Raw genomic sequence first — 15,725 nt, forward strand, 5'->3', positions numbered from 1 at the left:
CTGCTCCCGGAGAAACAGGATAGCAGCCGGATGTTTGAACTGATCACCCTGTCTTATAAGATTCAGCCTGTTAGTAGGATATTATTTATTAAAAAATATTACTCACATATCTTACCCCTTTAATTAAGTAAAGTGCCCACTTACACGACCAGTGATTTTTATCACAGTTATATTTATTAATATTGCCATGCCATAAATCACGCTTGCAGTTTCATAAGAAAAAAACAACCATAATGGATTGAGTAAACAGATATATGAATTTTCATATAAATTATAACCTTCGACAATGGCTTTTTTTTATGACTCTAATAGCTTATTTATATCGTCAATCCTGGGTATTATTGCTTGTATCGACAATAAGCGCATTAATTAGTGGGTTCGCAGGTGCTTCGATAGTTGGCATGATTAGTCAAGGTGTAACAGAAACCATTAATCTCACCCCATTTCTTTGGAGCTTTTTTGGTATCTGTTTTATTTTTTTTATTACTAAGACTATATCAGAAATTACGTTATCCCATTTAGCTCAAGCAGCTATCTTTTCATTACGCCTCAGTTTAAGTAACAAGATATTGCGTGCACCACTCAAAAAGCTGAATAAAATCGGGCGGCACGGTCTTTTAGCAGTTTTAACTAAAGACGTCGATGTTTTCGTACACTCTTTTATGCTGGCACCCAGTGTTTTTGGTAATGTCACCCTAATCATCGCCTGTTTTAGTTATCTGGCCTGGATGTCCTGGCAATTGTTTGTCATTTTGGCGGCACTCAGTCTTATTGCAATGTACATGTTTTATATTTGGGAGAAATACCCATTAAGTTTGATGACCTCAATGCGTGATCAGGTGGATAAAATATACCTTAATTTTCAAAGCCTGATTAATGGCAGCAAAGAGCTGAAACTCAATAAACAAAAAGGCAATCTTTTTGTCGATAGAGTTATCGCTCCTGCCGCCAATGTATTCAAAGAAATCTGCATTAAGGCGAATTCCAGTTATGCCTGGCTCATCAATGCCAGTTCCGTCACCTTCTATATCATTATTGGTATCAGCATTTTTATTGTCCCCATCTGGATCCCTCAAGAGCCATCAACCCTGTTCACGGTAGCGCTGCTTGTACTCTTTTTATCAGGCCCTATTAGTGAAGTTATTGGTGCAATCCCGGAATTGAGAGAAGCTGAAGTTTCGTTGAATAAAATGCGCCGCCTTGATAATGAACTGGAAGAATCACTCTCCGAACAAATCGAAGGCCCTAACCCATTCCATAATAAGCTGCCAATAGAACTTGAACTGAAAGATGTTATCCATCATTACACCACGGATAAAGAGGACCGTCAGTTTGCCCTCGGCCCATTAAGCCTGAAAATATCGCAAGGCGAAATTGTTTTTATCGTTGGGGGTAATGGCAGCGGGAAAACAACACTCGCGATGTTGCTTGTTGGCTTGTTTGAACAAGAATCGGGTTCTGTCTCGCTAAATGGCATACCGGTAACATCAGCTAATAATGAGCATTATCGCCAGTTCTTTTCTGCTGTTTTCTCCGATTATCACCTCTTCGAACAACTACTCAATAGCGATGCAGATGTTACTGAAAAAGCGACGCATTATATTGAATCATTAAATATGTCACACAAAGTCAAAATCGTTGATGGTGGTTTTTCCACAACCAATCTTTCTGCTGGTCAACGGAAAAGACTGGCATTAGTTTCGGCCTATTTAGAAGATCGTCCTATATACCTGTTTGATGAATGGGCCGCAGACCAAGACCCCGTATTCAAACGTTTATTCTACACTGAACTACTGCCTGAATTAAAAGCTAATGGTAAAACTATCATCGTTATCAGCCATGATGATGGTTATTTTGATTCTGCCGATCGCATTATCAAATTAGAAGATGGCAATATTAAAGAGATCAGTAATAAAATTCATTAGTTCATTAAAGAATAAAGTGAAACGCATTACAAAGAGCCTATTTCATTAGGCTCTTATTTCACTCTACTCATCCATATAAGTTTTGTTTTATGGAGTGAACACAAAATCACTAAAACTAATAAACTTTGATACTTAATACCTGTAATAAAATTAGATACATTAGAAAAACATTATTATAAATGTGGAATTAAATGATCTAATGTAAAATTATCTAATATAGTAAAGATTATAATTTCTTTCAGTAATGAAAAGGAATTGAGCAAAACATTAAGAATTAGACTGTTCTTTTTTATCAGAATGGTCGGCTATTTTTATGCCACTTGCTCTGGATAACGACTACTTTTCCTGACAGGAATAGATATATCGCCTATTCCATGGAAATATTTTTTATTAGTTCAACCCCGAGTGTGATTTTTTGTTTTATCAGTTCTGTTTTTATTTTTAATGTACCCATAAAAAGGGAGCTATAGAATGAATTACCCTGAACAATTGAAACCATTCCCTCTATCGGAAGCGCAAAGCAGTCGCTGGTTTCAATATCAAATAGACCCTGATAAACGTGGTCAGAATAATAGTGCATTTTGTGCTCGCATTAAAGGCTTAACAGCGAAACAACTAGAAGAAGCTCTCAATAAATTAGTGCAAAGACACCCGATGCTGCGAGCAAGTTTTGGACTATATCACGGTAAACCGGGCTATTGCATTGCAGATAGTTCTGAAATCGCACTCACAGTACATGATGCACAACATCTTAGTGAAGAAGCGCTTCAGCAGCGTGTCCAGGACGACTGCTGGCATCTTTTTGATTTAACACACCCGCTTCGGTTTTACGCCAGTTGGTATCAGTGTAATCAGCAAGAAGGCGTAATGGTACTGACCTTTGATCATCTTGCCGTTGATGGCTGGTCTTACTGGGTACTGTTAGATGAACTTGATGCCCTGCTTTCTGCACGCCCTCTGGAACCTGCTCCAGAAAATAGCTTTCACGACTATGTGGAATGGCAGCAACAATGGTTAAAAAGCGCCAGCGCAAAAAAACAACAACAATTCTGGCAAAATACCTTGGCTGGTCATTTAACTGTAACGCAATGGCCCGCTAAAAACAGCCCTGCGCCTGATACAGGGAAAATCTCTTTATATAAAAAAGTACCCAATTCTCTGGCAAATAAACTGCAAACTCTGGCAACGAAATATGATAACAGCCTGTTTGCCATTTTTCTGGCCGCCTACCAAATCCTCCTTAGTCGCTATACCGGACAGGATGACATTATTATCGGCTCTATCATGCCGGGCCGGGGGCGTGCCCGCTGGGGAAAACTGGTCGGTGAGTTTATCAACCCGATAGCGTTACGCAGCCAGATAAAGGGAGAAATGACAGTTCAGGAGCACATCACACAGGCAACAAAAACCGCCCGGCAGGGCATTGAAAACCAGAAATATCCGTTTTCCAGGGTATTGGAACAATTGCAATTACAACGTAATGCAGAAATCCACCCTGTTTTCCAAACCATCATGATATTTCAAAAGGCCAGATATATTGGTGACTTACCCTCACTCTGGATGGCGGAAGACAACAATGTGATGGTGCCGTGGGGTAATGCTGAATTGAGGCCTTTCCCTCATCCATACTACGCCGACGTTCCTGTTCCATTAATGGTGAATGTTCTGGAAGTCGATGGTCAGATCCGTTATGCCTTTTATTTCGATACCAAGGTGTTTGATACTGAACTCATCTCTCAGTTAATGCAGAATCTCCTGAATCTGCTGGAGGCAATGGCCGATGACGAACAACAAACAGTTAATCGTTTGCCCTTAATGGATGAGCAAGAACATCAGCAAGTCATCCATGATTTTAACAATACAAACAGACCCTTCCCGAAACACGCCTTAATCCATCAATTTATTGAACAGCAAGTGGAGCGCAGCCCGACGGCAACTGCACTGCTGTATGGTAATAATAAACTCAGTTATTCAGAGCTGAATCAGCGAGCCAACCAACTGGCCCACGCCCTTGTTGAAGCAGGGATCCGTCCCGATGATCGTGTTGCCATTTGCATGGAACGCAATCCGGATATGATCATTGCCCTATTGGGGATTTTAAAATCTGGTGCCGCTTATGTGCCGCTCGATCCTGAATACCCTACCGACAGGCTCGCCCATGTTTTGTCAGACAGTAATCCTTCACTCCTGCTGACCTATCAGGGTCTGCAAGAAAAACTGCCTGTGACTGAAATTCCAATCTGGTTTTTGGATAATCCAACCGTTCAGGCTGGTATCGCCCGTCAGGCCAGCGATAACTTAGAAGCCGCTCGTTTAGGGTTAGAATCGCATCATTTAGCTTATGTCCTCTACACTTCTGGCTCAACGGGTTTACCCAAAGGGGTGATGGTAGAACATATTAATGTGGTTAACCTGCTGCTCTCAATGCAGGAAATATTACAAATTTCTGCCGGTGACACGATGCTCGCCTCCACAACCATTGGCTTTGATATCGCCGGACTGGAACTCTATTTGCCTTTGTTCAGCAGCAACTGCATTGTTTTAGCGCCATCAATGGCGGCTAAAGATCCTAAGCAATTGGCAGCCTTGATCGCATTGCATGACATCAGAATTGTACAGGCAACCCCCACTTCCTGGCGAATGATGCTCGATTCCGGCTGGACAGGCGCAAACATCAAAGCATTAAGTGGCGGAGAAGCGTTGCCTCACGAGCTGGCACAACGCTTGAGCGAAAAAGTCAGTAGCTTGTGGAATCTATACGGGCCGACTGAAACAACTATCTGGTCAACAGCTTCCACCGATCTGTTGAAAGGGCAGGACAACCATCACGCTAAATCTCAAATAACAGTTTCTCAAATAACAATTGGCCGCCCGATAGCCAATACCCAGATCTATTTACTTGATAAACACCACCAGCCCGTTCCCGTTGGTGTCATCGGTGAAATTCACATTGGTGGCGTCGGAGTTACCCGTGGTTATTTGAACCTGCCTGAACTGACCGCAGAGCGTTTCATTACCGATCCATTCAGTCCCGATCCTGATGCCCGTCTATACAAAACAGGCGATCTGGGACGCTGGCTGCCTGATGGCAGTATCGCCTATCTGGGACGCAATGATTTTCAAGTTAAAATTCGCGGATTACGTATTGAATTGGGCGAGATTGAAACCTGCCTGATCCAATGTACTGATATTCGTGAAGCTGTAGTCGTTGCCCGTGAAAATGACACGGGAGATAAACGACTCGTCGCCTATTTGATCCCTAATAAGGATTGCACACCGACTATCTCTCAACTGCGCGGGCAATTGAGTAAGCATCTCGCTGATTACATGATCCCGAGCGCATTTGTGATGATGGACGCTTTTCCTCTCTCCCCAAATGGCAAACTCGATCGCCAATCTCTCCCTGCTCCTGATCATTCAGCCATGTCTACCCATGAGTATGTCGCCCCGGAAGGCGAAACCGAGGAGCAATTAGCCATCATTTGGCAAGAATTACTAGGGTTAGACCGGATAAGTCGCTATGACAACTTCTTCGAATTGGGCGGTCATTCTCTGCTGGTATTGCAGCTACAGTCGCAGATCGAGAAAACATTTGATGTTGAGTTATCCGTTTATCAACTGTTCTCACACCCAACCCTCTGTCAGCTTGAAGAATGCATTATCGATGCGCTATTGCTGCAATTTGATTCAGAGTCTTTACAAGATATTTATAAATCAATGAATTAGGTCTTACCTCATATTGTTTTAAATGGTGATAAATAAATGAATAATAACGAGCTTTCATCTCTACCATTAGCTGAACGAAGAAGACTACTTGAGTTAGCCAAATCAGCAAAATTGACCCGCCAGTCTACTCAGAAAACAGAAATCAGGCCCCAGTCTCGTGATAATGGTGTGCCATTATCCTGGGCACAACAACGTTTATGGTTCCTTGCTCAATTAGATCCTGCCGCACAAACGGCATATCACATGTCAGCAGGTTTGAACCTAAAAGGCAGGCTGAACCTGAACGCCCTACAAGCTGCATTGGATTGTATTGTGGCGCGCCATGAAATTCTGCGTACGACTATCGTGACGGTAGAAGACGAAGCACAGCAAATCATCAGTGATGAAAATTGTGGTTTTCCTTTAATACAAGAAGATTTCAGCCAACTATTCTCAGAACAAGAAAACGCATCAGAGCAGCAAGCGGCAATTGAAAAAGCCGCCTATCTTGAGGCAAACCATCCTTTTGATTTTGTTAATGGCCCTTTGGTTCGTGGACGATTGCTAAAACTGGCGGAAGACCAGCATATCCTGCTGTTGACCCAGCATCATATTATTTCAGATGGCTGGTCAGTCAGTGTCTTAATGCAAGAGCTGTCCACGCTTTATCACGCATTCAGTCAGGGGCTGCCTGATCCAATGCCAGCCCTGACAATTCAGTATGCTGACTACGTTCTCTGGCAGAAAAACGGGTTGCAGGGAGAAGTGCTGGAAAAACAGGTTGAGTTCTGGCGTAACACCTTGAAAGGCGCTCCCGCCTTGCTGGAATTACCCACTGATCAGCCGCGCCCGGCGAAACAAAGCTATACTGGCGGACGCGTTAATATTGTTTTCCCTCCCGCATTGCAGGCAGGTTTAAAAGATCTCAGCCAGCGTCACGGCACAACCTTATTTATGACACTATTGGCCGGATGGGCTACTCTGCTTTCCCGCCTCAGCGGTCAGGATGATATTGTGATTGGTACGCCCGTCGCCAATCGTCAACAACCTGAATTGGCCCCTTTGATCGGCTTCTTCGCCAACACCTTGGCATTACGGGTGCAACTGCATGATAACCCCAGTGTCAGCAAACTCCTGACACAGGTGAAAGAACAGGCTATCAATGCGTTCGCCCATCAGGATCTGCCTTTCGAACAACTGGTCGAAACCCTGCAACCCCCGCGCAGCCTGAGCCATAGCCCAATCTTTCAGGTTATGCTGGCAACCAATAATATGCCGGGACAGCGGCATTTTGAACTGCCGGGATTGGTATTGGATGAGCGGCCATTAATCAGGGACAGTGCTTACTTTGACCTGACATTAACGCTGGATGAAACCGAAAACGGATTAACAGGGGATCTGGAATATGCCAGCGACCTGTTCGATCACGCCACGATTGAACGCATGGTCAGCCATCTATACACCTTACTTGCAGCCATGGTGGCAGATGATACTCAACACGTGGCTGAACTGCCGTTGATGGAACCACCGCAGCTCAAACAATTGCTGGTGGATTTTAACGACACAGCACTGGATTACCCACAGGATAAGTTGATTCACCAACTGTTTGAACAGCAAGCAGAGTCGATGCCTGACGCTATCGCCCTGATATATCAGGACACTCAACTGAGTTATGCAGAGCTGAACCAGCGCGCCAACCAACTGGCACATAGCCTGATTGCATTTGGTATACGCCCGGACGATCGCGTGGCTCTGTGCGTGGAGCGCAGCCCCGATATGATCATTGGCATGTTGGGCATCCTCAAAGCAGGTGCGGGCTATGTTCCCTTTGATCCGGAATACCCTGCCGAGCGTTTGGCTTATCAATTGTCAGACAGCACGCCGATGTTATTACTGACTCAACAACACTTACAAACGAGTTTGCCCGCAACGGAAATGCCGGTTTGGTGGTTGGACGATGAAAATCATCGGAATACCGTGGCACAACAGCCAACACATAATCCTGATGCCAGTCAATCGGGGCTTATGCCACATCATCTGGCCTATATTATTTATACCTCTGGTTCGACCGGATTACCCAAAGGGGTAATGCTTGAGCACCGCAATGTCGTCAACTTTATCCATGCCCAACATCAAATCAGCCAACCTCAGCCGGGGGATCGCATCCTGCAATTTGCGACCATGGCGTTTGATACCTCAGTGTCTGATATTTTTCCAACGCTGGCAGCGGGGGCGACTTTAGTCCTGCGTCCTGCTCATGTCCGCGTGCCTGATGCTGCATTTATTGATTTTTTACAGCAGCAGAAGATCACCATTATGGATGTACCCACTGCTTTCTGGCATCAATGGGTACAGGAGATAAAAGCAGGCCGCACCGGTTTCAGTCCTTACCTTAATACCGTGATTGTCGGTGGAGAAAAAGCGGAGTATCGCCATTTGGCAGACTGGCAATCCCTGCCAGAGACTCAGTTCTGCCGCTGGATCAACACATATGGCCCCACTGAAACGACCGTCATTGTCACTTCATTAACACTTGAGGAGGGACACTCTTCTGAAATCGTGAATAACATTCCGATTGGCCGCCCTAATGCCAATTCCCGCATTTATATTCTCGACCCTCTCGGTCAGCCCGTTCCTGTGGGTGTCAGTGGAGAAATTCATATTGGTGGTGCCGGTGTCGCACGTGGTTACCTGAATAAGCCGGAACTGACGGCAGAACGCTTTGTTCCCGATCCGTTCAGTGTCGATCCATCTGCCCGCATGTATAAAAGCGGCGATCTGGGACGCTGGTTACCAAATGGCACTATCGAATATCTGGGACGCAATGATTTTCAGGTTAAACTACGTGGCTTCCGTATTGAATTGGGAGAAATCGAGGCGCAACTGGCGGTTTGCAGGGGCGTTAAAGATGTTGTCGTTGTTGCCCGAGAGGAATCAACCGGCGATAAACGTCTGGTCGCTTACCTGATACCCCAACCTGATGTCACACTCACCCCTTCCGATCTGCGTGAACAGCTAAGCACTCACCTGATGGAACACATGATCCCCAGTGCATTTGTCATACTGGACGCCTTCCCGCTGACCGGGAGTGGCAAGTTGGATCGAAAAGCCCTGCCTGCCCCCGATCGCGCTGCGATTGCCAGCCGTGAATACGAAGCACCCCAAGGGGAAATCGAACAGAAAGTGGCGGAAGTCTGGCAATCCCTGCTGGGAATAGAACGAGTGGGACGTCACGATAACTTTTTTGAGCTGGGTGGACATTCCCTGCTAACCGTGCAAATGGCCTCCCGTTTACGCCACGCTCTTAATATTCAGGTGGATTTGCAGGATCTGTTTACCCGTCCTGTATTGTCAGATTTAGCGCAATCGTTGGGCACAACTATCATATCAGGCACATCAGGGCATCAATCCACACAACCGTTGATATTGCCTGCCAACCGGGAGCAAACGCTTCCCTTATCCTGGGCTCAACAACGTCTGTGGTTTCTGGCACAGTTAGATTCTGCGGCACAAACGGCGTACCACATTGCAGGCGGATTGCGTCTGAAAGGCCACCTGAACCAGAACGCCCTGCAAGCCACACTGGACAGAATCGTTGCACGTCATGAAATTCTGCGCACAACCATTAAAGTAGTCGATGGTATAGCCCGGCAAATCATTGGTGATGCGGATCATGGCTTCAACTTAACTATCAAAGATCTCAGCCAGCTGACAGAAGCAGAAAAACAGGCTGCCATTGATGAAGCATCTCAGTTTGAAACCAGCCACCCCTTTGATTTTGCACGGGAACCATTAATACGCGCTCAACTGCTGAAACTCGCAGATGATGAGCATGTCATGCTATTAACCCAGCACCATATGATTTCCGATGGCTGGTCACTGAACGTTCTGATACATGAACTGACCACACTTTACCGCGCCTTTAGTCAGGGACAGAAAGATCCGCTGCCTGAAATGACATTGCAATATGCTGACTATGCCGTGTGGCAACGGCAATGGCTGCAAGGTAGGGTATTGGAAAAACAAGTGAATTTCTGGCGGGATGCACTGCAAGATGCTCCCGCTTTGCTGGAATTGCCTACGGACAAAGTACGTCCTGCGGTACAGAGCTATTGCGGGGATCAAGTGACATTCACCCTTTCCCCGGAGCTGAGCGACGGATTAAAAGCACTGAGCCAGCGTCATAGTGCCACCCTATTTATGACCTTGTTGACGGCCTGGTCAATTTTACTTTCCCGCATAAGTGGTCAGCAAGATATTGTCATTGGCACGCCGGTTGCTAACCGACAACACAGTGAGCTGGAGCCGCTGATCGGTTTCTTTGCCAATACACTGGCACTCAGAGTTAAATTGAAAGATAACCCCACAATTGGCGCTTTATTGGCACAAGTGAAAGCCCATGCACTGGAAGCCTATGTCCATCAGGATTTGCCATTTGAGCAACTTGTTGAAGCCCTGCAACCGCCCCGCAGCCTGAGCCACAGCCCAATATTTCAGGTGATGCTCGCGCTGGATAACACGCCGATACAGCAATCTCTTGAGCTATCCGGCGTAATATTGGATGAACTGCCCTCAACCCGAAGAAGTACCCATTTCGATCTGTCACTTTCCATGAATGATACCGACAACGGCTTAGTCGGTGAGTTGGAATATGCCAGCGATCTGTTTGAACATGCCAGCATTGAGCGCCTCGCCAGCTATCTGCACACTCTGCTGAGCGCGATGGTTGAAGATGATTCACTGCGGGTGGAAGATTTACCCTTGCTACAACCGCAGCAACTCAGTCAATTATTAGAGGATTTCAATGATACAGCGCTGATCTATCCGCAGGATACGCTAACCCACCAATTGTTCGAACAGCAAGCAGAACGGACACCGGATGCTGTTGCGTTAGTGTTTGAAGACAGCCAGCTGAGTTACGCGGAACTGAACCACCATGCCAATCAACTGGCACACTATCTGATAGCATCCGGTGTGCGCCCGGATGATCGTATTGCTATCTGTGTGGATCGCAGTCTGGATATGATCATTGGCATGTACGCGATCCTCAAGGCGGGTGCAGGCTATATTCCCCTTGATCCGGAATATCCCACTGAACGACTGGCTTATCAGTTGTCGGATAGCAAGCCTGCATTATTACTGACCCAACGTCATTTACAGGATCGATTGCCCATACAGGGCGTGTCAGTCCTGCTGCTGGATGATGAAAACCATCACAACATGATGGCACAACAACCAGCACATAATCCTGATCCTGAAAAGCAGGGACTTCAACCCCACCATTTGGCCTATATCATTTACACCTCTGGTTCAACCGGACAGCCCAAAGGCGTCATGCTGGAACATCGCAATGTAGTGAACTTTATTCATGCCCAGCAGCAAACCAGTGAACCACAATCGGGTGATCGCATTCTGCAATTTGCAACGGTTGCGTTTGATACTTCGGTATCTGATATTTTCCCCACCCTCGCATCAGGTGCTACGCTGGTTCTGCGTCCTCCTCATATCAGAATACCGGATATGACGTTTGTCGCGTTTTTGCGTGAACAGAAGATCAGCATTATGGATATGCCAACCGCCTTCTGGCATCACTGGGTGCAAGAGATGATGGCAGGCCGCAGTGGTTTCAGCCCTTACCTGCACACCATTATTGTTGGTGGAGAGAAAGCGGAATACCGCCATTTGATGAATTGGCTGTCGAGTTCAGAAACACAGTCCTGCCGCTGGATTAACTCCTATGGCCCGACTGAAACGACGGTCATTGCTACAACGCTGACACTGGACAGCCAAGACCCTCTTCATCTCGAAGGTGCTATCCCGATTGGTTATCCACTGCCCAATACCTGTATTTATATTCTGGATACCCACGGTCAGCCGGTTCCCATTGGTGTGAGCGGAGAAATCCATATCGGCGGCGCAGGCGTTGCCCGTGGTTACCTGAATCAACCCGATTTGACGGCGGAGAAATTTATTGCTGATCCATTCAAAGAAAAGCCCGATGCGCGCATGTATAAAACCGGCGATCTGGGGCGCTGGCTGCCAAACGGGGCCATTGAATATCTGGGGCGCAATGACTTTCAGGTCAAGATACGTGGTTTCCGCATTGAACTGGGCGAAATCGAGGCCAGATTGGTGCAATGCCACGGAGTACATGAAGCGCTCGTGACTGCCCGCGACGTTCTTTCCCCTAAAACGCTTTCCCATGAAGAAAGCTCAGGCGAGAAACGGCTTGTTGCTTACGTGATCCCCAAACCCGGCGCTGAACTCGAACCTGCGACCCTACGTCAGCAACTGGCACAACATCTTGCCGAGTATATGCTGCCTAACGCCTTTGTGATGCTGGATGCCTTCCCGTTGACACCCGGTGGAAAAATCGACCGCAAAGCGCTGCCGGAGCCGGATCAGGCAGCGCTCGTCATGCGCAGCTATGAAGCGCCAGCCAATGTAACGGAAATGGTACTGGCTGAAATCTGGCAAACGTTATTGGGGCTGGAAAGCATCGGCCGTTCTGATAATTTCTTTGAGCTGGGCGGTCATTCCCTGATGGTCGTCAACCTGCTCGAACAGCTCCGTAATCAGGGTTGGGATCTTGATATCCGTACCGTGTTTGCGGCGCCTGTACTGTCTGAAATGGCGAAAGCAATGCAGACTATGCAGAACAATGCAGACACGTTCATTGTGCCGCCCAGTCTCATCCCTGATGACTGCACCGCCATTACGCCGGACATGCTGCCTCTGGTATCCCTGTCGCAAAGCGAGATTGATACTATTGCTGACGCGATACCCGGTGGTAGCGCTAACATTCAGGATATCTACCCGCTTGCACCGCTACAGGAAGGTATTCTGTTCCACTACCTGCTGCAAACACAGGGCGATACTTATTTATTGCGTCATTTTTTCGCATTCGATACCCGTAAACGCCTTGATGCCTTCCTGACAGCGTTACAACAGATCATTGATCGCCACGATATTCTGCGTACCGCCGCTTACTGGCAGGGATTAGCTCAGCCGGTGCAAGTGGTTTACCGCCATGCACCGCTGTCAATTACCGAACTCACGCTCTCAGCGGAAGAAAGTGCCGAAGCACAACTAAATCGCCTCACTGATCCACGTACGGTACGGATGGATCTGACCCAAGCGCCGTTGCTGTCCGCTCATATCGCGCAAGATCAGGAGTCAGGACAGTGGCTGCTTTCTTTACTGAACCACCATTTAGTTTGTGACCACGTATCTCTGGAAATCATATCCCATGAAGTGAAGGCGCTGCTCTTAGGGGAAGGTGACAACCTGCCCGCTCCTCTGCCTTACCGTAACTTCATTGCCCAAATCCACAATGTGTCGCCGGAAGCCCATCAGGCCTATTTCCAGTCCCTGCTCGGCGATGTGGATGAACCGACCCTGCCGTTTGGATTACATGACATCCAGAGTAGTAATCATGATGAAGATCAGCATAACGACATCGTGGAAGATACTTTCGTCCTTGACAGCGATTTAGCCCGCAGCCTGCGTGATTGTGCCCGTCAACAGGGGATAAGTGCCGCAGTATTGTTCCATGTCGCATGGGCGCAAGTATTGGCGCGATGCAGTGGACGGGATGATGTGGTGTTCGGCACGGTTCTGTTAGGGCGCTTACAAGGTGGAATAGGGGTTTCTAAAGTACTCGGTATGTTTATCAATACCCTGCCTGTTCGCGTTCGGTTACAGTCACGTACTGTTCAGCAGGTTGTACAGGAAACTTACCAACAACTGACTGAATTATTGGATCACGAACAAGCATCATTGGCTGTTGCCCAGCGTTGCAGCGGTATTCAGGCTCCCATGCCGTTATTCAGCAGCCTGCTCAACTTCCGCCATACCCCACGTGACGAAATGGAATTCACATCACAGGCTTGGGAAGGGATACAGATACTCAATGGTGAAGAACGCAGTAACTATCCATTCTCGTTGGATGTGGATGATTTTGACGAAGGATTTTCTCTCACTGCCCAGTGTAACCCGCAAATCAATCCGGCACGCCTGAATGCTTATATGGAAATCGTGCTGAAAGAGCTGGTTTCAGCTTTGCAACTTGCGCCAAACCATGCACCACAACAATTGATTGAAACCATCAATATTCTGCCACTGGCAGAACGCAATCAACTCTTGAAGGATTTTAACGATACGGAACTGGCCTATCCGCAAGGTATGCTGATTCACCAACTGATTGAACAGCAAGTCGCACAACTACCTGATGCTACCGCACTGGTTTCTGGCGATATTCAGTTGAGTTATGCAGAACTGAATCACCACGCCAACCAACTGGCACACAGCCTGATAGCCTTTGGTGTGCGTCCTGATGATCATGTGGCTCTGTGTGTCGAGCGCAGTCTGGATATGATTATTGCCATGTTGGGTATTCTTAAGTCCGGAGCGAACTATATTCCGCTTGATCCAGAATATCCTCTCGACCGGCTGGCCTATCAGCTATCGGACAGTAAACCTGTGTTACTGCTCACCCAACAGCATTTACAGGTACGTTTACCGCGGCAAAACATGCCTGTCTGGTTATTGGACGATGACACACAGCGGGAACGCATGGCACAACAGCCTGCACACAATCCTGACGCTGAACGGCTGGGGCTTCGCGCCCACCATCTGGCCTATATCATTTACACCTCGGGTTCAACGGGACAGCCCAAAGGCGTTATGGTTGAGCACCGCAATGTGGTGGGCTTTATTCATGCCCAACATCAGATCAGCCAGCCTCAGCCGGGAGATCGCATTCTACAGTTTGCCACCGTCGCGTTTGATACCTCAGTCTCTGATATTTTCCCGACGCTGGCAGCAGGGGCAACATTAGTCCTTCGTCCTGCGCATATCCGTATCCCGAATGCGGAATTCATTGATTTCCTGAACCAGCAGAAAATTACCCTCATCGATTTACCAACCGCTTTCTGGCATCACTGGGTACAGGAGATGAAAGCGGGTCGCACGGGTTTCAGCGCTCATCTGAAAGCAATCATTGTCGGGGGCGAAAAAGCAGAATACCGCCATTTAGCGGATTGGCACGCTCTGCCGGAAACCCAACGCTGCCGCTGGATAAACACCTATGGCCCGACTGAGACTACCGTTATTGCCACCAACCTGATTCTGGATGGCGACACCTATCCAATCAAAGACACTATTCCGATTGGTTATCCAAATGCCAATACCCAAATCTATATTTTGGACACTTTGGGTCATCCGGTTCCTCTCGGTGTGAGCGGAGAGATCCACATTGCCGGAACGGGCGTTGCCCGTGGTTATCTGAACCAACCCGATTTGACGGCGGAGAAATTTATTGCCGATCCATTCAAAGCCGATCCATTCAAAGAACAGCCTGATGCCCGTATGTATAAAACCGGTGATTTGGGGCGCTGGTTACCTGATGGGACGATTGAGTATCTGGGGCGTAATGATTTTCAGGTCAAGATCCGCGGTTTCCGTATTGAACTGGGCGAAATCGAAGCGCAATTGCTTGCCTGTTCCGGTGTCAGGGAAGCGCTGGTTGTCGCCCGAGAGGAAGATAACGGCGATAAACGGCTGGTGGCGTATGTCATTCCACAGCCTGATGCTGTGCCGGATGTAAACAGTCTGCGTGAACAACTTAATGCCCATCTGGCGGGTTATATGGTTCCCAACGCCTTTGTCATGCTGGACGCCTTCCCGCTGACTGCCAGCGGCAAAGTGGATCGCAAAGCGCTGCCGGCGCCGGATCATGCCTCTATCGCCAGCCATGAATATGAAGCCCCTGAAGGAGAAATCGAACAGCAGATCGCCGTTATCCTACAGAACCTACTGAAATTAGAACAGGTAGGCCGGCATGACAGTTTCTTTGATTTAGGTGGGAATTCCCTGTCAATCATCCAGTTAATGGCAAGGCTGCGTGACGAATTCCATCTTGAGGTATCAATCTCAGACATTTTTGCTCATCCGACACTTTCTGAACTCGCTGAACTTATCGCATCAAGACAGCTTGAAACCTTTTTCGCACAAGAAGATCTCGAATCGCTGCAAAAAGAGTTGGAGAACTTGTCTGAAGATGAATTGCGTGCCCTGTTAAATGGAGATAATTAA

At 47.4% G+C, this 15,725-nt stretch carries 3 protein-coding genes; all 3 read left to right on the plus strand.

Annotated elements, in window-relative coordinates:
- Positions 1–299 precede the first annotated feature (299 nt).
- The 3 genes from AAC854_RS03545 (at position 300) to AAC854_RS03555 (ending at position 15,725) form a co-directional block, all read left to right on the plus strand.
- Entirely contained in the window at positions 300–1,925 is a 1,626-nt protein-coding gene (locus AAC854_RS03545) for a cyclic peptide export ABC transporter (RefSeq protein WP_340615910.1), read from the plus strand.
- Between the two features lie 471 nt (positions 1,926–2,396).
- A complete protein-coding gene (locus AAC854_RS03550; protein WP_340615911.1) occupies positions 2,397–5,651 on the plus strand; it encodes a non-ribosomal peptide synthetase in 3,255 nt (1,084 codons plus the stop codon).
- Between the two features lie 36 nt (positions 5,652–5,687).
- Positions 5,688–15,725, plus strand: coding sequence for a non-ribosomal peptide synthetase (locus AAC854_RS03555; protein ID WP_340615912.1), 10,038 nt, complete (start codon positions 5,688–5,690; stop codon positions 15,723–15,725).

This window comes from Xenorhabdus entomophaga (genome assembly GCF_037996725.1).
In the GTDB taxonomy this organism is placed as follows: domain Bacteria; phylum Pseudomonadota; class Gammaproteobacteria; order Enterobacterales; family Enterobacteriaceae; genus Xenorhabdus; species Xenorhabdus khoisanae.

Coding starts and splice junctions, on each gene's coding strand:
- AAC854_RS03545 (WP_340615910.1), top strand. CDS start 300: ATGACTCTAATAGCTTATTTATATCGTCAATCCTGGGTATTATTGCTT.
- AAC854_RS03550 (WP_340615911.1), top strand. CDS start 2,397: ATGAATTACCCTGAACAATTGAAACCATTCCCTCTATCGGAAGCGCAA.
- AAC854_RS03555 (WP_340615912.1), top strand. CDS start 5,688: ATGAATAATAACGAGCTTTCATCTCTACCATTAGCTGAACGAAGAAGA.